The sequence below is a fragment of the Candidatus Zixiibacteriota bacterium genome, from assembly GCA_017999435.1.
GTDB lineage: Bacteria > Zixibacteria > MSB-5A5 > GN15 > FEB-12 > JAGNLV01.
The window spans coordinates 1282208-1301946 of the sequence record JAGNLV010000001.1; the positions used below are offsets into that span (position 1 = coordinate 1282208).

19 protein-coding genes and 1 tRNA gene are annotated in these 19739 nt (G+C 64.3%); all 20 read left to right on the forward strand.

Annotated features, from left to right (window positions below; translation table 11 throughout):
* Positions 1–7: 7 nt before the first annotated feature.
* The 20 genes from KA261_05330 to KA261_05425 all read left to right on the forward strand — a co-directional run bounded on the left by KA261_05330 (position 8) and on the right by KA261_05425 (position 19728).
* Entirely contained in the window at positions 8–676 is a 669-nt protein-coding gene (locus tag KA261_05330) for a DedA family protein (GenBank protein MBP7697213.1), read from the forward strand.
* A 91-nt stretch (positions 677–767) separates the two neighbouring features.
* The gene (locus tag KA261_05335) at positions 768–1691 is read left to right on the forward strand and encodes a cation transporter (GenBank protein MBP7697214.1); all 924 of its coding nucleotides are present in this window, start codon (positions 768–770) and stop codon (positions 1689–1691) included.
* A gap of 8 nt (positions 1692–1699) precedes the next feature.
* Positions 1700–3052, forward strand: coding sequence for a 23S rRNA (uracil(1939)-C(5))-methyltransferase RlmD (rlmD, locus tag KA261_05340; protein MBP7697215.1), 1353 nt, complete (start codon positions 1700–1702; stop codon positions 3050–3052).
* An 86-nt stretch (positions 3053–3138) separates the two neighbouring features.
* The gene (locus KA261_05345) at positions 3139–4863 is read left to right on the forward strand and encodes a DUF885 domain-containing protein (GenBank protein MBP7697216.1); all 1725 of its coding nucleotides are present in this window, start codon (positions 3139–3141) and stop codon (positions 4861–4863) included.
* 16 nt (positions 4864–4879) lie between these two features.
* Positions 4880–5521, forward strand: a complete 642-nt coding sequence (locus KA261_05350; GenBank protein ID MBP7697217.1) for a hypothetical protein — start codon at positions 4880–4882, stop codon at positions 5519–5521.
* A 16-nt stretch (positions 5522–5537) separates the two neighbouring features.
* Positions 5538–5927, forward strand: a complete 390-nt coding sequence (locus tag KA261_05355; GenBank protein MBP7697218.1) for a sporulation protein — start codon at positions 5538–5540, stop codon at positions 5925–5927.
* A gap of 289 nt (positions 5928–6216) precedes the next feature.
* Positions 6217–6693, forward strand: coding sequence for a superoxide dismutase (locus KA261_05360; protein ID MBP7697219.1), 477 nt, complete (start codon positions 6217–6219; stop codon positions 6691–6693).
* Between the two features lie 658 nt (positions 6694–7351).
* Positions 7352–7648: a preprotein translocase subunit YajC gene (gene yajC / locus KA261_05365; protein ID MBP7697220.1), complete on the forward strand. Its 297-nt coding sequence runs from the start codon at positions 7352–7354 to the stop codon at positions 7646–7648.
* Positions 7649–7662: 14 nt separating this feature from the next.
* Positions 7663–8172 (forward strand): peptide deformylase, encoded by a 510-nt coding sequence (def, locus tag KA261_05370; GenBank protein MBP7697221.1) that lies wholly within the window; start codon positions 7663–7665, stop codon positions 8170–8172.
* A 93-nt stretch (positions 8173–8265) separates the two neighbouring features.
* Positions 8266–9216 carry a methionyl-tRNA formyltransferase gene (gene fmt / locus KA261_05375; protein MBP7697222.1) on the forward strand — a complete coding sequence of 317 codons (951 nt, stop codon included), beginning with the start codon at positions 8266–8268 and terminating at the stop codon, positions 9214–9216.
* Positions 9213–10751, forward strand: a complete 1539-nt coding sequence (locus KA261_05380; GenBank protein ID MBP7697223.1) for an Rne/Rng family ribonuclease — start codon at positions 9213–9215, stop codon at positions 10749–10751. The genes fmt and KA261_05380 overlap by 4 nt, the downstream gene beginning before the upstream one ends.
* Positions 10752–10888: 137 nt before the next feature.
* Positions 10889–11527: a CYTH domain-containing protein gene (locus tag KA261_05385; GenBank protein MBP7697224.1), complete on the forward strand. Its 639-nt coding sequence runs from the start codon at positions 10889–10891 to the stop codon at positions 11525–11527.
* A gap of 120 nt (positions 11528–11647) precedes the next feature.
* On the forward strand, positions 11648–12154 hold the full coding sequence (locus tag KA261_05390) for a hypothetical protein (protein MBP7697225.1): 507 nt from the start codon (positions 11648–11650) through the stop codon (positions 12152–12154).
* 467 nt (positions 12155–12621) lie between these two features.
* On the forward strand, positions 12622–13290 hold the full coding sequence (locus KA261_05395) for a hypothetical protein (protein ID MBP7697226.1): 669 nt from the start codon (positions 12622–12624) through the stop codon (positions 13288–13290).
* 58 nt (positions 13291–13348) lie between these two features.
* A complete protein-coding gene (locus KA261_05400) occupies positions 13349–13867 on the forward strand; it encodes a hypothetical protein (GenBank protein ID MBP7697227.1) in 519 nt (172 codons plus the stop codon).
* Between the two features lie 102 nt (positions 13868–13969).
* The gene (locus KA261_05405; protein ID MBP7697228.1) at positions 13970–14920 is read left to right on the forward strand and encodes a serine/threonine protein kinase; all 951 of its coding nucleotides are present in this window, start codon (positions 13970–13972) and stop codon (positions 14918–14920) included.
* 154 nt (positions 14921–15074) lie between these two features.
* The gene (gene lon / locus KA261_05410) at positions 15075–17480 is read left to right on the forward strand and encodes an endopeptidase La (GenBank protein MBP7697229.1); all 2406 of its coding nucleotides are present in this window, start codon (positions 15075–15077) and stop codon (positions 17478–17480) included.
* 178 nt (positions 17481–17658) lie between these two features.
* Positions 17659–18288 carry a YihA family ribosome biogenesis GTP-binding protein gene (locus KA261_05415; protein MBP7697230.1) on the forward strand — a complete coding sequence of 210 codons (630 nt, stop codon included), beginning with the start codon at positions 17659–17661 and terminating at the stop codon, positions 18286–18288.
* Positions 18272–19552, forward strand: a complete 1281-nt coding sequence (locus tag KA261_05420; GenBank protein MBP7697231.1) for an adenylosuccinate synthase — start codon at positions 18272–18274, stop codon at positions 19550–19552. The genes KA261_05415 and KA261_05420 overlap by 17 nt, the downstream gene beginning before the upstream one ends.
* 104 nt (positions 19553–19656) lie before the next feature.
* Positions 19657–19728, forward strand: a tRNA-Lys gene (locus KA261_05425).
* Positions 19729–19739 lie beyond the last annotated feature (11 nt).

Sequence of the window (19739 nt, forward strand, 5' to 3'; positions counted from 1 at the left end):
AATCGGTATGACAGGCATCGTCACGGCTCCCCTCCGCTGGATGCGCGCGCTCTACGACTGGGTGATCCGGTGGAGCGAGTCCCGCCATGCCCGGACGGCGCTGTTTTTCCTCTCGCTGGCCGAGGCGTCGTTCTTCCCGATCCCGCCCGACGCTCTCCTCATCGCCTTGTGCATGGGCGCGTATCGGCGCTGGGCGAAGTTCGCGCTGATCTGTTCGCTCGGTTCCGTCTTCGGGGGCATGCTCGGCTACCTCATCGGCCACTCCGCTTTCGAACTGATCGGGTCACACATTCTGAGCTGGACGGCATCGCTGTCCGGTTCCGACCCCGAGGCCCTCCTGCAGACTGCCCGCTATTGGTTCAATGAGAAGGAGCTCTGGGGGATGAAAGTCGGCGCCTGGGCGGTCGGGATCGCCGGTTTCACGCCCATTCCCTACAAAGTCTTCACCATCGCCGCCGGCTTCTTCGAAATGTCCTTTCCCGTCTTCGTGATCGCCTCCGTCCTCAGCCGCTCGGCCCGCTTTTTCCTCGTCGCCGGCCTCATCGGTCTGCTCTACCGCCGCCACGGCCGGCGGATCCAGGTTTTTATCGACAAGTACTTCAACGCCCTCGCCATCGCTTTCGTGCTCCTTCTCGCGGGCGGATTCTGGGCTATCAGCCTCATGAAGGGCGACTGATCCCGCTCTCCCCGCCGGCTCCCGGCAACGGAGTCTTGCTTTGTCGGCCCGATGAGTTATACTGTCCTCTGAACGCCTAAACGGAAAGGCCATGGCCCACACGCATCCACCCGCTTCGCGGACAACCTCGGGCGCCCGCCTCGGCTGGGCAATCCTCTTCAACACCGCCATCACGGCGGCCGAAATTGTCGGCGGCCTGATTTCCGGCTACCTGGCACTGCTGGCCGATGCCGTGCACAATCTCTCCGACGTGGCGGCGCTGGGCCTGGCCTGGCTCGGTTGGCGCGGTTCCCGCCTCCCGGCCACCAAGCGCTCGACGTTCGGCTTCCTCCGCGTCGAAGTGATCACCGCGCTGGTCTCCGCCGTCGCTCTCGTCGTGGTCGCCGTCTTCATTCTCATCGAGGCCTACCGCCGCTTCCTCGCCCCCCAGCCGATCTCCCACCCCGTGGTTTTCCTCACGGTGGCGGCGATCGGATTGCTCGGCAACCTCTTCTCGATCTGGATCCTCCACGCCGAGCGGTCGTCCTCGCTCAACATGAAGACTGCCTTCCTCCACATGTTCTACGACGCCCTCTCTTCGGTCGTCGTCATCGCCGGCGGCCTGGTCATGCTCGCCACCGGCTGGTACCTGGTCGACGTTATCCTCTCGGCCGCCATCGCCGTCATGATCTTCTGGTCGTCCTGGCTGGTGATCAGGGAGGCGGCGATGATTCTCCTTGAGGCGGTGCCGGCCGGGATCGAGTACGATGCCGTCATCGCTGCGCTCCGGGCTGACCCGGCCGTGGTCGGCGTCCACGACCTCCACATCTGGTCGCTCTCGTCGCGCGAGGTGGCCCTGTCCTGCCACGTGTGCGTCGACCCCGGCGATCTTGCCCGGGGGCCGGAGGTGATCGCGCGGCTGAGCCGCGGCATGCAGGAGCGCTTCGCCATCAACCACAGCACGATGCAGCTGGAAACCGAGGAGTGCGGGCGCCTCGACGCCAACGGGATGTGCCGCCGCCCCGAGATACACTAGGAGCCGATGTGGCCGAGCAGGAAGTCGAACTCGTAGTCACCGATCTTGCTTTCGACGGCAAGGCGGTCGCGCACCGCGACGGCAAGGTGGTGTTTCTCAACGGCGGGCTCCCCGGCGAGACCGTCCTCGCCGCCATCGTCAAATCGAAGCCGCGCTATGATCAGGCGGTCGTCCGCCGCATCCTCACCCCCTCCCCCATGCGCCTGCCCGCCCGCTGCTCCCACTTCGGCGACTGCGGCGGCTGCACCTGGCAGGACCTCGACTACCGGCAGCAGCTCGTCTTCAAACGCAAGCAGGTGGCCGACTGCCTCACCCGGCTGGGGCGCCTGGAGCAGGTGGCGGTCGACGAGATGATCGGCTGCGCCGAGCTCTACAACTACCGCAACAAGATGGAGTTCTCGTTTCACACCGCCCCCGGCGGGTTCACCCTCGGCCTGCACCGGCGGGGGCAGTTCGACGACATCTTCGATCTCGACCGCTGCTATCTCCAGAGCGAGCTCTCCAACCGGATCGTCCGCTGGATCCGCGATTTCGTCGTCCGCACCCGGATCCCCGTCTATGACGTCGCCAACCACACCGGGTACATGCGCTTTCTCGTCATCCGCCAGGGCAAGCGGACCGGCCAGACCATGGTCAACGTCGTCACCAACTACGGCGACTTCCCCGACCGTCAGCGCCTCGTCCGCGACATGCGCGCCGAACTTCCCGAAGTGACCACCCTGGTGCACAACCAGAACGGCCGGATATCGAACATCGCCGTAGGCGAGAGCGAGCAGGTGCTCTTCGGGCTCGGGTACATCGAGGAGCAGCTCTTCGACTGCCGCTTCCGCATCCGCGCCAACTCGTTCTTTCAGACCAACTCCATCCAGGCCGAGACCCTCTACCGCACCTGCTTCGAGATGCTCCGGCCCGGCCCCTCCGAGCGCGTGTTCGACCTCTACTGCGGCACCGGCTCCATCGCCATCCTGCTGGCCGGCTACGTCCAGCACGTCGTCGGGGTCGAACTGGTGAAGGACGCGGTGGATGCGGCCGTCGAGAACGCCGCCTGCAACAACGTCGGCAACGTCGAATTCCACCACGCCGACGTCAAGGACTACCTCGCGCTGATCGAGGGGAGCAGCGTTCGCTTCGACACCGTCATTGTCGATCCTCCCCGGACCGGCCTGCACCCCAAGGCTCTGCGGCGCCTGCTCCGCCTGGACCCTCCCCGGATCCTCTACGTCTCGTGCAACCCGGCGACTTTCGCGCGCGATGCCCGGCTGATCGTCGACGCCGGCTACGACCTGCCGCTGGTCCGCCCGGTCGACATGTTCCCCCACACGATGCACATTGAACTCGCCGGCGTCTTCAACCGGCGCTGAGAGCCCTCCGGCGCCGGGCCCCGACTTTTCTTGCCCCGGAGCGGATTCCCCCGTACATTGGCGGATGGAAAAGGAGGACGCATTCGATGATTGGCACCCGCATGCTCTGGGCGCTCGCCGCCGCCCTGTTCCTGTGCGGTCCGGCGCCGGCCGCGGCCGCCGCTGAACCCGGCCTCGACAACCTCTGCGATCAGATCCTGGCCGCCTTGCAGGCCTTCTACCCTGTCCGCTCCACCGAAATGGGCATTCACGACTACGACCACCGCTTCACGGACTACTCCTCCTCGTCCGTGCGCGACATGGTCAAGAGGCTTGCCGCGTTCGACAAGAAACTCGCCAAGTACCGGGCGGCCGACCTCCCGGCCGACCAGGCCATCCGCTGCCGGCTCATCCAGTCGAACGTCGATGCCGCGCTGCTCGATTTGAAACAGATATCGTGGCACACCCGGCTCCCGCAGTTGTACGTCGATGAAGCCGTCAACGGGCTGTACCTCCTGCTCGGTTCGCGGAGCCTCGCCCCTGAGCAGGCGGCTGTGTCGGTCCTGGCGCGCATGAAGGCGGTGCCGGCGCTGCTGGAGACAGCGCGCAAAAACATCCGCCGTCCCCCGCAGGTCTGGATTGACGAGGCGGTGAGCGCCCTGGTCTCCGCGGAGGTCTTTTACGGCGACGCCGGGGCGGAGATGGCGCGGCAGTTTCCGGCGCGGGCCGAGGAATTCCGCACCGCCGCCGCCGCCGCGCAGGAGGTTCTGCGCGGCTTTTCCGATTGGCTGCGGCGGGCCGAGCCGGGCGACCCCGGCGCCTTCGCCATCGGCGCCGACAATTTCAACTACAAGCTCGCCCATGAGCACTTCCTCCCCTACACCGCCGACTCCCTCCTCGCCCTGGGCGAGGCGCTGCTCGTCGATGCCGACTCCGCGTACGACGAGTACCGGCGGTTTGTCGAAGAGGAGGCCCAGAACGGCAGCGAGCGCGTCTTCATCCCGCGCTGTTTCTCGCGCGCCGACATCCTCGACTACTATGCGTGGGAGGTGGCGCAGGTGCGCGCCTTCTGCGCCGACAACGAAATCGTCACCGTCCCCCAGAACATCGCCCCCGTCGCGGTCGTCGAAACCCCGCCGTACCTGCAGTCCATGATCACCGGCATCGCCTACCAGCCGGCCGGTCCGTTCGACACCGCCCAGCAGGCTCTCTTTTTCGTCCGCCCCGTTCCCGACCCGCTCGATTCAGCGCAGTTGTCGGTGCGCGCCCGCTATATCCACCGGCGCGGTTTCCGCGGCTCGGTCGTCCACGAGGCCTACCCCGGTCACCATCTGCAAACCCAGGTCGCCGGCATGCACGACGACCCGGTGCGCAAATGGCAGAGCAACAGCCTCGCGGTCGAGGGCTGGGCCCTCTACTGCGAACAGATGATGTACGAGGCCGGGCTGTACGGCGGCGAAAACCCCGCCATGTGGCTCGCCATCCTCGACGGCATCCGCTTCCGCGCCGCCCGCATCGTCGCCGACGTCAAGCTCCACACCGGCCGGATGACCTACGACGAGTGCGTCGACTGGATGATCGACACCCTCGACATCGACACCGATTCCGGCCGCGAGTACATCCGCAACCAGGTGCGCCTCTACACCCACCGCCCGACCTACCAGATGTCGTACCTGATCGGGAAACTTGAGATCCTCAAGCTGCGCGACGCGATGATCGACATTGAAGGTGAGAGCTTCTCGCTCCGCGCTTTCCACGACGCCTACCTGAGCGAGGGGAGCATTCCGCCCGCGCTGGTGTGGAAAGCGTGGGAGCTCGAAACCGCCCCGTAGCCCGGTTCGAGGTTGTATGCCCTGGTGGCCGGTGGTCATAGGACTTTTGCTGCTCCTTGGGAGTGGCGTGCTCGCCCTGAGCGTGCGCGTGCGCCTCGTGTTCGAAGAGGGCCGGCGGCTGATCGGGCTGAGCCTCGGCCGCCGCACCGGCATTGAAGTCGACGCCGGCGCCCGCGCGGGCGTTGTTCGCCTGGCCGGCATCCCGCTGAAAAAGTTCCGTTTCGGCGCCGGCGCCGCCGCGCCGAAAGAGCCGGCGCCCGCCGCGCCGCGGCGGAAACGATCCCCCCGAACCGCAGGCGGAGCCCGGCGCGACCTGGCGGAAATCGGCCGCCTCGGCCCGCGGATTCTCCGCGCCCTCGGGAGCTACCTGGCGGCCCTCTCCCGCGCGGCGACCGTCGAGGAATGCCGCGCCCACATCGAGGCCGGCTTCGCCAGCCCCGACCACACCGGCCTCGCTTTCGGCTGCTACCAGGCCGCCCTCGGCGCCGGTCCCGTCTGGCTGGCGCAGATCCGTTATGTCCCCGTCTGGGACGGCCCGGCGTTCCGCGCCTCCGGCCGCTTCACGGCCGCCCTGCCGCTCTATCGATTGGCCGGGCGCACCGTCCTGCTCGCCTGGAGGCTGCCGATAAGAAAAATAATCAGGTTGGCCCGAGCATAGATGAAAGGAGTCTGAGATGTCGAACGGCGTGACCGATATTCTCAAGGGCGTGGTCGGCGAACTCCGCGAGGTCGCCAAATCCGAAACCGTCATCGGCGACCCGATCACTGTCGGCGACCGCACCGTTATCCCGGTCATGAAAATCTCTTTCGGTTTCGCCGCCGGCGGCGGACAGGGAACCGATGAAAAGCGCGGCTCCGGTTTCGGCGGGGGGGGCGGCGGCGGCGCCCGGGTCGAGCCGGCCGCGTTCATCATCATCGACCGCGATGAGATCCGTGTCCTCTCGGCCGTCAAGGGAAAGTGGGACGCCCTCCTCGAGGCGATCCCCGAAGTCGCGAAAAAGATCCAGCAGGCGGCGAAGAAGTTCAGGTCAGACGAGAAGCCTGCCGACTCAAGCGGCGCGTAAGCGCGCCTGGGTCCATGGGGAAAAAGAGATAGCCCCCGTGCAACCGTCAAGCACGAGGGCTACAATCAAATGGAGAAAAGGGTTGGATCCCTTTCCCCGTTAAACAGAGCAAATCCCGCGTTGGTTCGTACTGTTTTTTTCTCGGCCGCACAATTTGCGGCCAATCGTGTCATTTTTCTGTCATGGACCTACCTGCACTTTCAGGAAACCCTCCCCGCATTCTCCCGGTTACCCTCTTGGATGCATGGAAATGTCTGTAACACGCGATCTTTCTTTGGAGGAACCAATCATGTTGAGAACTTTCGTCAGCGCAGCTCTCGTCCTCGGCGTACTTGCATTCGGCTCCGGATCGGCCGCCGCCCACTGTGAAATCCCGTGCGGGATCTATGACGACTCCACACGCTTCGACCTGCTGGCCGAACACATCACGACTATGGAGAAGTCGATGGCGCAGATCCGCGAGCTCTCGGCCGATCCGGGTGCCAACGCCAACCAGCTCACCCGGTGGGTCGTCAACAAAGAGGACCATGCCGGCGAATTCCAGCACATCGTCAGCCAGTATTTCATGACCCAGCGCCTCAAAACCCTCGAGCCGACCGCCCAGGGCTATGCCGGCTACCAGAAACAACTCGAGCTGACACATCGCCTGCTCGTCGGCGCCATGAAATGCAAACAGACAACCGATCAGGCCAACATCGACTCCCTGCGGGTCACGCTCGACCAGTTCCGGACGGCCTACTTCGGCGGGCAAAACCACACCCACTAGCCCGCCCAGGCGGTTGCCGCCAAGACCGGGCCGGGGGAACCGAGGCTCCGGGGTTGTGCGCCGGAGAATCATGACGCGCCAATATTGACCGACCGCGTTTTTGTTTTCCGTGCCGGTCCGGTCGCGAAACGAGGCGGACAAGTAGTTGCCAGTCAATGGATTATGATAGTTTGGCCGGATGGACTAATGTCCGAGAAGATTTGAGGGGAAGTGTCAGAATATGACACTTGTGCGCACCATATTGTCTCCGGAGAGGTGACAGGCAGAAGAAGCCGGCTTCGCCGGGTGGCGCAAGCCGCAGACATCCCGACTCTCTCGTCCCATGGGGATGTGGACCGACCGGGGACCCACCGTTTGAGGTGGGTTTTGTCTGTTTGGGCCGGCCTTGGGGAGACGGTTTGCGGGTCTGATGATCGGACAATCGGGTGGCCGGCCGATTGGCGGCCGGCTGCCGCTAACCGGACTCTACAACTCCATAATAGCGGGAACGAAGCAGCCGGGCGGGCGGTTCAAATGACGGTAACAAAAGAATTGGCAGACTGTTAAGGATCGGCTATATTGAAAGGTTAACGGAGACAGCCCCGTGCGCTTTCCGCGCGGGCCAGCCGATAGAACAACAGGAGAAGGAGTTGAAACACACGTGAATTGGCCGATTCTTATGGCCGGAAGCCCGGAAGGGGCCGGCAGCGGCACGATGATCACGACCGTCATCTGGTTTGGTCTCATCTTCGTCGTCATGTATTTGCTGCTCATCCGGCCGCAGCGCAAAAAGCAAAAGGAACATGAACATCTGCTCAAAGACCTGAAAAAGGGCGACAAAGTGATCACGTCCGCCGGCATGTTTGGAGTGATTTTCGCCATCGATGACGAACGCGGCCGAGTCGTGCTGAAATTCGGCGAAAACGTCAAGATGGAGTTTCTGAAATCCTCCATTGCCGCGCGCGTCGACAGCTAGTGTAAGGAGTTATTGTGGCGGTGCGACCGATCGTCATTTACGGCGACCCGGTACTGCGGGAGAAGGCGCAGCCGGTCGAAACGATCGACCGGGAAATCAAAGACTTGGTGTCGGACCTTACCGACACGCTCAAAGAGGCGCAGGGACTCGGTCTGGCGGCACCCCAGATCGGCGTGTCCAGGCGCGTTTTCATCATCGACCTGTCGGTTATTGACATCAACGCCGACCTCAAGGTCTTCATAAATCCGGAAATTATCGAGGCAGGCGGCGAACCGGTGGAATATGAGGAGGGTTGCCTGTCCTTTCCGGGACTATATCAGAAGATCACCCGCCCGGCCTGGGTGAAGGTTCGGGCTATCGACATCAATGGAAACGCGTTTGAGATCGCAACGGACGGCATGTTGGCGAGGGCAATCCAGCACGAATTCGACCACCTGGAGGGAATCCTGTTCATCGACCGCATGTCCGCTCTGACTCGGACCATGATTCAAGGGCGCCTGAGAAAGCTGCAGAAGGTTTCCTGACGATATTCGCCCGCGCGTTGATCTTGTCCGACGGTTCCCGGAATGAGAATCGTCGCTCCGCCGCAATCCACAGTCCGCATGAGATTGGTGTTTATGGGCACGCCGGAGTACGCATGCCCCACTCTGGCCTGCCTGGTGCACAGCGAGCATGAGGTGGCTGCGGTGGTGACCGGTCCCGATGTGCGTCCGCCGCGCGGCGGGGGTCTGCACCCCACGCCCGTCAAGCGCGAGGCGCTCCGGCACGGTCTGACCGTCCTGACCCCCGCCACGCTCAGGAACAACCCGGCGCTGCGTGAGGCGCTGGCGGGGCTGAAGGCCGACGTTTTCGTGGTCGTCGCCTTCAAAATCCTCCCCCGCAGCCTCTACGCGCTCCCCCGCCTGGGCTCGGTCAACATCCACGCGTCGCTTTTGCCTCGGTACCGCGGCGCCGCACCGATCCATTGGGCGCTCATCAACGGCGAGACCGAAACCGGTCTCTCTAGTTTTGTTCTCAACGATACGGTGGACACCGGCGATCTCGTGCTCCAGGAGCGCGTTCCGATCGATCCGGCCGACACCTTCGATTCGCTCTATGCCCGGATGGCCGCGTTGTCCGGGCCGTTTGCCCTGCGCAGCCTGGAGCGGCTCGCCGACCCGGCGTTTGCCCCCATTCCGCAGGACGGCACGGCCGCGACCCCGGCCCCGAAAGTCACCCCCGAGGACGCCCTCATCGACTGGGGCTTTCCCGCGCCGCTGGTGCACAACTTCATCCGCGGCCTCAGCTCCGTCCCGGGCGCCTACTCCACCTTCCGCAGCCGCCGCGTGAAAATTCTCGGCAGCCGCCCGGTCGTTGACGCCCCGGCGGCCCCGGGCGCGCCGCCCGGCGCCATCGTGCCCGACCGGCGCCGCCTCCTGGTCCAGTGCGCAAGCTCGGCCCTCGAGCTGACTCGCCTGGTCCCGGAGGGGAAGAAGGGGATGGACGGGGTGTCCTTTCTCAACGGCCTGCAGCCGCAGCCGGGCGAGCGATTCGGAGCCACACCGCACAACATTCAGGATCCCGTATGAAGAAAGTGATTCTCGTCAACTCAACCGACTATGAAACACGGGTCGCCCTTCTGGAGGACGAACGCCTCGTCGAGCTCCAGGTGGAGCGCCCCGACAGCGACCGCATGGTCGGCGACATCTACAAAGGCATTGTCCGCACTGTCCTGCCGGGCATGCAGGCCGCGTTCGTCGATATCGGCCTGCCCCGCGCCGCCTACCTCCACGCCTCCGACGTCGGCAAGGACTACGACAACCGGTATGACTCGGAGGATATCGACGAAGAGGAGGCGCCTGCGGAGATCATCCGCAAGCGCAAGAGAGAAACGATCGAGCAGGTGCTCAAGACCGGCCAGGAAGTCCTCATCCAGGTGATCAAGGAGCCGATCTCGACCAAGGGGCCCCGCATCTCGACCGAAATCTCCATCCCCGGCCGCTATGTGGTGCTCGTCCCCGACGACGACCACATCCGCATGAGCAAGCGCATCACGAGCTGGGCGGAGAAACGGCGCCTGAAGAAAGTGCTCGCGCCGCTCCGTCCGGAAGGATTCGGCCTGATTGTCCGCACCGAGGCCGAGGGGCACGACACCCCGGACTTCCGCGCCGACGTCAAGCGCGTACTTAAGCTGTGGAGCAAGCTCAAACGGAAGGCCGACACCTCCAAAGCCCCCGTGCTCATCCATAAAGAGGCCGAGATGATCGTGTCGATGATTCGCGACCTCTTCACCGACGACGTCCAGCGCCTCATTGTCGACAACAAGGGCGACTACAAGAAGGTGATCAGTTACGCCCGCCAGGTGGTCCCCCACCTGAAGAACCGTGTCGAGCTCTACAAGGGCCAGCGGCCCCTTTTCGACCAGTTCAACATCGAGGCCGAGATCGAGCGGATGATGGACAGGAAAGTGTGGATCAAGAAGGGGGCATACATCATCATCGACCAGACCGAGGCGATGGTCACGATCGACGTGAACACGGGCCGCTTTGTGGGGTCGAGCGACCAGGAGACCACCATTCTCCAGACGAATCTTCTCGCGGCCAAGGAGATCGCCCGTCAGATCCGCCTCCGCGACATCGGCGGCCTCATCATCTGCGATTTCATCGACATGTACAGCAAGGAGAACCGCCGCAAGCTCTACGAGGAGTTCAAGGGCTGTTTCCGGAACGACCGCGCCAAGGGGGCGATCAACCCGGTCACCGATTTCGGGCTCGTGGAGATGACCCGCGAGCGCGTCCGCCCCTCCCACCTCCAGGCCCTGTCGGAACCCTGTCCGACCTGCGAGGGGCTGGGCCGTATCCTGTCGAAGGAGACGATGGCCACGAAAATCGAACGGTGGTTTCTCCGGGCCAAGGCCGAGGGCCGGATCCGCGAGTTCAATCTCGCCCTCAACCCGATGCTGGCCGACGCCATGTCGGAAAACGGCCACAGCCGGATCGACCGCCTCATGCGCATCAACCAGTTCCGCATCAATGTCGTCCGCGACACGACGCTCTCGGTGCAGGAGTACCGCGTCTACGACGCCCAGAACAACGACAATATCACCGAACGCTATCGTCTCTGAGCCCCGGGGGACCTGGCGGAGATCTCCGCGGCGTCGGATCGCCATCCGACGCCGCTTTTTTGCGGCCGCCCCCCGGCCGACCGGGCCGCAAAATTTCCATTGAACCGCGCCCCGGGATTGCGTTTATTGGCGGCAGGATGGCAGAACGGCGACAAACAAACGAGGAAATCGAGATCAAGCTCGATCTCGGATCCTTCACCAACTACCTCAAGCTCGTGGGCTTTTTGGGGCAGCTCGACGGCGAGGAGCGGCAGGTCAACGCGTTCTTTGATACCGAAGACCGCGTGCTGTCGCGCGACGGCTGGGCGCTCCGGGTGCGGGTCGACGAGCAGCGCGGCTCGCTTGCGATCAAGAGCCGTGAGACGGCCGGCGAGGAAGCCTCTATCCGCATGGAGATGGAGTCCGAAATCCCCCGCGGGGAGGCTCTCGAAGCCCTCGCCCTGCAGCGCGACATCATGGGAATGGACACGCCCACCATCCAGTTCGTCCGGGATCAGTTCGGGTCCCTCGCTCTCGTCCGCTTCGTCCACTTCGAAAACACCCGCCAGTACAAGGCGTTCAGGTTCGGCGACTACTCCTATCGCCTCGAAATCGACACCACGCGCTACGCCGACGGCTCGGTCGACTACGAGCTCGAAGTTGAGTTGCCCGACCGCACCCATGTCCCCACCGTCATCGACCGACTCAGAAAACTCTTCCTGTCGCTGGATATCCCCTTCCTCCGGCAGAACCGCTCCAAACTCGCCCGGGCCCTCGAGAGAGCCCCTCGGGCCTGACTCCCTGGCCGCCCATCCCGATTAAACTTGCCTGTCGATCCTGCCGATGGCAGAATACCGATGTCTTTGTGATCGGACAATTCAGAACAAAATGACTCTTATATCGATGAGGTTTCGCCCATGCGACGGTATCTGATTCTACTGGTCGGCGCTGCGTGTGTCCTGCTCGCCTGCGGTCGCGGCGTGGAAACGATCGCCGAATTCCCGGTGGACAATCTCGACGGCATCATCGCCCAGAGTAACGTCACGCTCGACAGGGAGATCACGGCCGACGGCGGCGGCGCTCTCCGGATCGAGGCGCCCGCCGCCGCCACCATTCCGCTGCTGGAACTGGTCGATCCCGATGTCGAGAAGGCCACGCTCACGTTCGAAGCCAAGATTCGCACGCAGAATCTCACCGGCATGGTGTACCTGGAAATGCTCTGCCACTTCCCCGAACGGGGCGAGTTTTTCGCCCGCGGCCTCGATAACCCGGTCACGGGCGATGTCGACTGGAGCTCCCAGAGCACGCAATTCTTCCTCAAAGCCGGAGAGAATCCGGATCTGGTGAAGCTCAACATCGGCGTCGCCGGCTCCGGCACGATCTGGGTCGACGCCATCAAAGTCACCCGGGGCCCGCTCAAGTAGAGCGATCCTATTCCCGGGCGCGCCATCCGCCCGGGATTGTCCCAGACGGCATTCGCATTCGCCGCCCGGCCTCTCGGCCCGGCGGGATCGGCGCGGCCGGTCACCGGTGCACGAGGTGCCCGGATGATTCGGTGATCCATAGAGGACCGGCGGAATCCGGCGCATTGCGTGCGCCCAGGGTTCAATTGCGCGAGAATTTCCTTGACAGCCCCTGTCAGGCCGCGTATTTTCCAGTTGTAGTACGGGTTCCAGCTTTTTCCATTGTCTCGGAGATCAATTCGTCGTCGAACTGAGGCGGGCCGGTCGGGTTTGCCCGCTTCCAGGGAGGTGGATAATTGCGCCTCGGCGCAACGGACGACTGTCTCGATCGACTCCGCGCAGGCACCTCGCCTCAATGTTCAGACAACCACACCATTGAGCCAACTTCTTCGCCTTGTACCCGTGTCGCCAAGGGAGAGCGCCGGGCCGTGGTGTGCCACGGCGGCTGGTCGGGCTGCGAATTGTTTGCGGTCGGCGGCTTCTCGGCGCTGTTGGTGCTTGTAGCCCGGGTATCGCCGGCCTACGGCTGTTTCGTCCTGGTCGCCGCCGCTCCCCTTCTGGCCGCCGTTGCCCGCGCCTCCGTCCGTGATGCCGCCTGTCTCTTCGCCCTTTTCGCTCTCACCCTGGTCGGCGTCGGCCAACTCGACCTGATCCGGCTGTCCCCCCTGGTCTGGGGGCTTCGGATGGCCGCGGCGGGCGCAGTGGGGTGTGCGTTCGGGCTGCTTTTCGGTCTGGCCAATCGTCGCTTCGGATTCCATCCGCTCGTGCTCGCGCTGTTGTGGGTCGGATTCGAACTGACTATTGTCCAGACGGGTATTGCCCCCTCGGTGCTCGGGCTCCACGCCCCGTCGGGCGCCGTGACCCTGGAGTTGTCGCAGCTCTTCGGCTTTGCGATCGTCTCCCTCCTCATCATTCTCCTGGATTCGGCCATTCTCTGGAGCCTTGAGAAGATATTCTCGGCGGAGGCGCGGGGAACTAACGAGAGAGTGAATGGGAGAATCTGGAACCTTTTATTCACCCCCCGCCCTCTCGCCGGGAGGTTCTTCCTCGTCCCGCATCGCCGCGGTCCCCCGCCGGCAACTTCCCCGCAGCACTGACGTGCTGCAGTAAGTTCATCCGAGAGTGATCTTGCACCTGAATTGGAGGGATATCCTCATGAAGCGCCTCGTGCTTGTTGTTCTTTGCGTCTTCGCCCTCGCGCTCATCGCCACGGCGCAGGACGAGGAGAAGGGCTACCGAATCGGCGTGCGATTTGAAGCCGGTGCGTATCAGGTTCTTGTGCCGGGAGGGACTTGGTCCAATGGACCGGTAAGCTACACCATTAACATTCCGAAAGGCTTGCCGTTTACCAGCCTGGAGTGGTTCAACAATGATGCCACGGATGCCGTTCGGGTTATGGGCACGGCAAATCCGACACCATGGTCGCCTCCCAACTGCGTTATGCAGCCTGGCCAGCCCGGCTGCCAGCAGTTTATCTATCCGCAGTATCCGGGCCTTTATTCTTTCAACGTCGGCAGCCCGAAGGGTGATCGCCTCGACGCGACGGTGAATATCACTGTCGTTGCCAACGCCAGCGTGCCGTCATTGTCCACGTATGGCCTGATCATCCTGCTCGTCCTCCTGGGCGCTTCCGCGGTCATTGTCATCCGCAAGCGTCGGCAGCCCGCGATCTGATCATCGGGCACCAGCCTTTTTCCCCCGGGGGCGGCGTCGCGCCGTCCCCGGGCGTCTTTTGACCTGCTCAAGTTTGTCCCGCCGTTCGCCGTTAATACGATTATGGAGCAGTCCGTTCCCATCCAGATCCTCCACTACGCCCTCGGCGAGCGCCTCGCCCCGAGCCGGACCGGCGATCTCTACAAGGCCTGGGACACCGTCCTCGAGCGATTCGTCGCCCTGAAGCTTTTCGACCTCGATCTCATGGACCACATCCCGTACCGGGCGCAGGTGCTGTCGACTCTGCGCGCGCTGGCCGACACCGACCACCCGAACATCTGCTCGCTCTACGGCGTCCACAAGTTCCACGGCCGCTATGTTGTCGCCCTGGAGCTCGTCGAGGGGGAATCGCTGCGCGAGCGTTTGCGCCGCGGTCCGCTCGATATTGACGCATTCCTCCGCGTGGCTTCGGCGCTCGCGGGCGCCCTCAACCACGCCCACTCGCGCCACATTGTTCACGGCAGCCTCACGCCCAGCAACATCCTGCTGCGGGACGACGGCGACGTCCGGGTGGTGGATTTCGGTTTCTCCACGATGATCGTGGAGCGGGAGGGCCGGGGCTTCTCGCCTTCCGCCGAGGCTGTCCGCTACCGCGCGCCCGAGCAGGTCACCGGCGAAGAAGTGGGTCCGCTCGCCGACCTGTTCGCGGCCGGGGCCATCCTCTACGAATGCCTGGCCGGTTGCCCCGCTTTCCCCGGATCGTCGGTTGAGGCGGTCGAGGAAGCCGTGCTCCACGCCGACCCTGATTTTCGCCTACTGCAACCCGACCGCAAGACCCCGGCCGACATCGTCCTCCTGCTCGAGCGTCTGTTGGCGAAAAACCCCGCCGACCGCCTGCGCCATGCCGCCGAACTTCAGATCACCCTGACCGAAATTGTCAGTTTTGAGAAGGCGGCTCCCGCCCGCGAGTTTTTCCAGGTCGCCCCGCAATCTCCCCGCCAGTACCTCATGTTGTCGCTGTTGGCTGCTCTGCTGATCATTTTCTGGCTGGTGATCACCAGCGTGCATTCGTGACCTCCGGTTAAGCCGCACCGTCCCAATGTGTTCGCCGGGCGCAGACGCCCCGCCGAGCCCCGACCGCCGAAAAAGGTGTTTGCCGCCGCACCGCTTCGGGCTATCTTTGACCTGTCCCGGTAACCAAGGACCCGTGGTAAGGAGGCCGATTCCGGTGTCGACATTCAAAATTGTCCACAACGGCGAACTCGTGACCGTCAACAGCCGCCTGTGCGTGATCCCCCTGCGCGACGTCGTCGTGTTCCCCCACATGATCTATCCGCTCCTGATCGGCCGGGAATTCACGGTCAAGGCGCTCCGCGAGGCCATGGAGGGGGACCGCCAGGTCCTGCTTCTGGCGCAGAAGGTGGCGGGTGTCGACAACCCGGGACAGGAGGACCTCTACGATGTCGGCCTCGTCGCCCGCATCCTCCAAGTCATGAAAATGCCCAACGGGACGTTCAAGGTTCTCGTCGAGGGACTCGTCCGCGCCTGCGTCACCTCCTATGTTCGGACCGAAGACTACGTGCAGGTGCGCATCTCTGTCCAGCCCCCGGAGGAGCCGGCGCACGACCGCGAGCTCGAGGCTCTCTCCCGCTCCGTCATGGAGCTGTTCACCGAGTATGTCCATCTCAACCGGCGCGTGCCCGACGAGGTACTCGTGGCGCTGGCCTCCATCGAGCAGTACCACCAGCAGGCCGACACGATCGCATCCCACCTGTTGGTCCGCAAGGAGGCCAAGCAGGAGATCCTCGAGCTGTTCGATGTCCGCAAGCAGTTTCTCGAACTCGCCCGCCTGCTGAAGGAGGAGATCGAGATCCTCAAGATCGAGCACAAGATTGACGGCGACGTGCGCGAGTCGATGTCCCGGTCGCAGCGCGAGTTCTACCTCCAGCAGCAGCTCAAGGCGATCAAAGACGAACTGGGGCAGTTCGACGAGCCGGGGGCCGAGGTCGACGACCTCTACAGCCAGTTGGAGAGCCGCGATTACCCCGAGACCGTCGTGGAAAAGGCCGACGAGGAGATCAAGAAGCTCGCCAAGATGCACCCGTACTCGGCCGAGGCCGGCGTCATCCGCGGCTACGTGGAGTGGCTGCTGGCGCTCCCCTGGAACGACGTCACCCAGGACCGGGTCGATTTCAAGGAAGTCCGCGCCATTCTCGACGGCGACCACTACGGCCTGGAGAAGGCGAAGCAGCGGATCCTCGAACACCTCGCGGTCATTCGCCTGGCGGGCAAGGTGCGCGGTCCGATTCTCTGCCTCGTCGGCCCGCCGGGGGTCGGCAAAACCTCTGTCGGCCGCTCCATCGCCCGCGCCCTCGACCGCAAGTTTGTCCGCATGTCGCTCGGCGGGGTGCATGACGAATCGGAGATTCGCGGCCACCGCCGCACGTACATCGGCGCCATGCCCGGCCGCATCATCCAGGGACTGAAGCGTGCCGGCTCGGCCAACCCGGTCTTCCTTTTGGACGAAATCGACAAAATCGGCACCGACTTCCGCGGCGATCCGGCGGCCGCGCTTCTGGAGGTTCTCGACCCCGAGCAGAACAATTCGTTCTCCGACAACTACCTCGAACTGGAGTGCGACCTCTCGAACATTCTCTTCATCACCACCGCCAACACCGTCGCCACCGTCCCCCCCGCGCTCCGCGACCGCATGGAGATCATCCGCCTCCCCGGCTACCTGGACTTCGAGAAGGCCGCGATCGCCCGCCAGTTCCTCCTGCCGAAGCTGGTCGAGCAGATCGGTCTGCAGGGGGTCGCGGTCGACTTTCAGGACGAGGCCCTGTCGCTGCTCATCCGCCAGTATACGCGCGAGTCCGGCGTCCGCGAACTCGAGCGCCAAATGGGGGCGCTCCTGCGAAAGGCGGCCGTGGAAGTCGCCGAGGGGCGGAAGCTGCGCCGCCTGACGGTCACCAAGAGGAAAATCTACGCTCTCCTCGGCGCCCCCAAGTATGTCGACAACAACATCAAAGCGGAACCGACGATCGGCTATGCGGTCGGCCTGGCCTGGACGGAAATGGGGGGCGAGGTCCTCCCGGTCGAGGTGGCGCCCATGGCCGGCAAGGCGAAACTGACGATGACGGGATCGCTCGGCGACGTCATGCAGGAGTCGGCGACGGCCGCGCTCTCGTATATCCGCAACCACGCCGCGATGTTCAAACTCAAGGAGAATTTCTTCGAGGATATCGACCTCCACGTGCACCTGCCCGAAGGGGCGGTGCCGAAAGACGGTCCGTCCGCCGGCGTCACTCTCCTCATCGCCATGCTCTCGTCGCTCACCGAGACCCCGGTCCGCACCGACGTCGCCATGACCGGCGAGGTGACGCTGACCGGCGATGTGCTCGCGGTGGGGGGCCTGAACGAGAAACTCCTCGCCGCCAAACGCATGGGAGTGCTGCAGGTGATCCTCCCGGAGAAGAACCGCAAAGACATCCGGGAGCTCCCCGCCGACCTTTTGAAAGGGCTGAAACTCCACTACGTGCGTTCGGTCACCGAAGTCATCCGCCTGGCCATGACCCGGAACCCGATCACCCGCACGCGGGTGAGAGCGACCTACCGCATCGCGCGCGGCGCCTAAAGCAACCTCCTGAGTCCGCCCGGCCGACGGCGCCGGGCGGCGGCAGCGCGACCGCCCGGTTACTATTTGACACTCGCCTCCCGAATCCCTATACTCACAGGGGACAGCCCCGCGACTGCTCCCCCGACAACATGGATGCGTAATGTGGTGTCAAGAGACACGACGGATGAGGACTGCGATGGCGACCGCCCCCACGATAACGACCTGCGATTTTGTGGGTTCATTTGTCTCCGCCGGGCAGGCGCCGGCCGACCGCCGCCCCCACATCGCCTTCGCCGGCCGCTCCAATGTCGGCAAATCGTCGCTGCTGAACCGCCTCGTCGGCCGCCGCAAGATCGCCAGAGTTTCCTCCGACCCCGGCAAGACGCGGGCGCTCAACTTCTACCTGGTCAACAGCCGCTTCTACTTCGTGGATCTGCCCGGCTATGGCTACGCCCGGGTCTCCCGGCAGATGCGCGCCGAGTGGGGCCGACTCCTCGAGAGCTACCTGAACGGCGACCCGCATCTCGCGGGACTGGTGCTTCTCCTGGACGCCCGCCGCGACCCGACCGAGCAGGATTTCCAGCTCGTCGCCTGGCTCGCCGCACGCGGGATCCCGACGCTGGTCGCGGTCACCAAGACTGACAAGCTCAACCGCGACCAGACCAACCGCAAAATCGCCGCCGTCGAGCGCCTCTTCAACGCCCCGGCCCTGGCGTTTTCCGCCGTGAGCGGCCTCGGCAAGAACGAACTGCTCGGCGCCATTTTTGACCTCGTGAACGAACGTGCGCAAGACATAGGGGCACCTCGACATGGCCAAAAAGAATAAGATCGTCCTCGGCTGTCAGTGGGGCGATGAAGGCAAGGGAAAGATCGTCGACCTCCTCGCCGCCCAGGCGGACGTGATCGCCCGCTTCCAGGGAGGCGCCAACGCCGGTCACACGATCGTCGTCGACGACCGCAAGTACATCCTCCACCTCATCCCCTCGGGCATCATCCACTCCGGCAAAGCCTGCTACATCGGAAACGGCGTCGTCCTCGACCCGTTCGGCTTCATCGAGGAGCTCGATTTCCTCGCCTCGCGCGGGATCGACTACGCCGGGCGGCTGTGGGTCTCGCCGGCGGCCAACCTTGTCCTGCCCTACCACAAGCTCATCGACGCCGTGCTCGAATCCAGCCGCGGTACCGCCTCGATCGGCACGACCATGCGGGGGATCGGCCCCGCCTATATCGACAAAGTCGCCCGCAACGGCATCCGCGTCATCGACCTCTTCCATCCGGACCGGCTCCGCAAGCGGCTCGAGTATCAGGCGACGGTCAAGCGCCAGTACCTCGAGGGTTCGTCCGACGAGCGCGCCGACCTCGGCCGCACTTTTGATGCGCTCATGGAAATCGCCCCGATCCTCCGGCCGCTGGTGACCGATGTCTCGCTGGCCCTGCACCGGGCGTACCGCGCCGGCCGCAAGATCCTCTACGAGGGGGCCCAGGGGGCGATGCTCGACGTTGATCTCGGGACCTACCCCTTCGCCACGTCGTCCAACACCACGGTGGGGGGCGCGCTCACCGGTCTGGGGATCGGTCCGCACATGATCGACGAGGTGATCGGGGTGGTCAAGGCGTACACGACCCGCGTGGGCGCCGGGCCGTTCCCGACTGAGCTGGTCGACAACGCCGGCGATCTGCTTCGCACCCGCGGCGATGAATACGGCGCCACGACCGGCCGCCCCCGCCGCTGCGGATGGCTCGACCTCGTCCAGCTCCGCCACGCCGTTCGCATCAACGGCGTCACCTCGATCGCCATCACCAAGCTCGATGTCCTGGATGATTTTGACGAGATCCCCGTGTGCACCGGCTACCGTCTGGGCGACGAGCAGTTTGACCAGGTCCCGCTCGACCTTGCCGACCTCGCCCGGGTGAAGCCGGAATACCGGACGTTGCCGGGCTGGCGGACGCGCACGACGGGGACGACGGTGTTCGACCACCTCCCGGCGCAGGCCCGCAATTACCTGAACTTCATCGCCCGCGATCTCGGGGTGACCATCGCCATCGTCTCCACGGGGGCCCGGCGCGATGAAACGATCGCCGTGGGCTAGGCCGCGCGCCCGGGCGCGGAGAGGCCAAAAACTCTTTGACCTCGGCCCGCCGACCTGCTATTATTGACCGCACACCCGCCGCCACCGGCGATGGGTGTCCCTTTGGGGGTGTAGCTCAGTGGTAGAGCACCTGCCTTTTAAGCAGGGTGTCGCAGGTTCAATCCCTGCCACCCTCATTTTTTTGCCC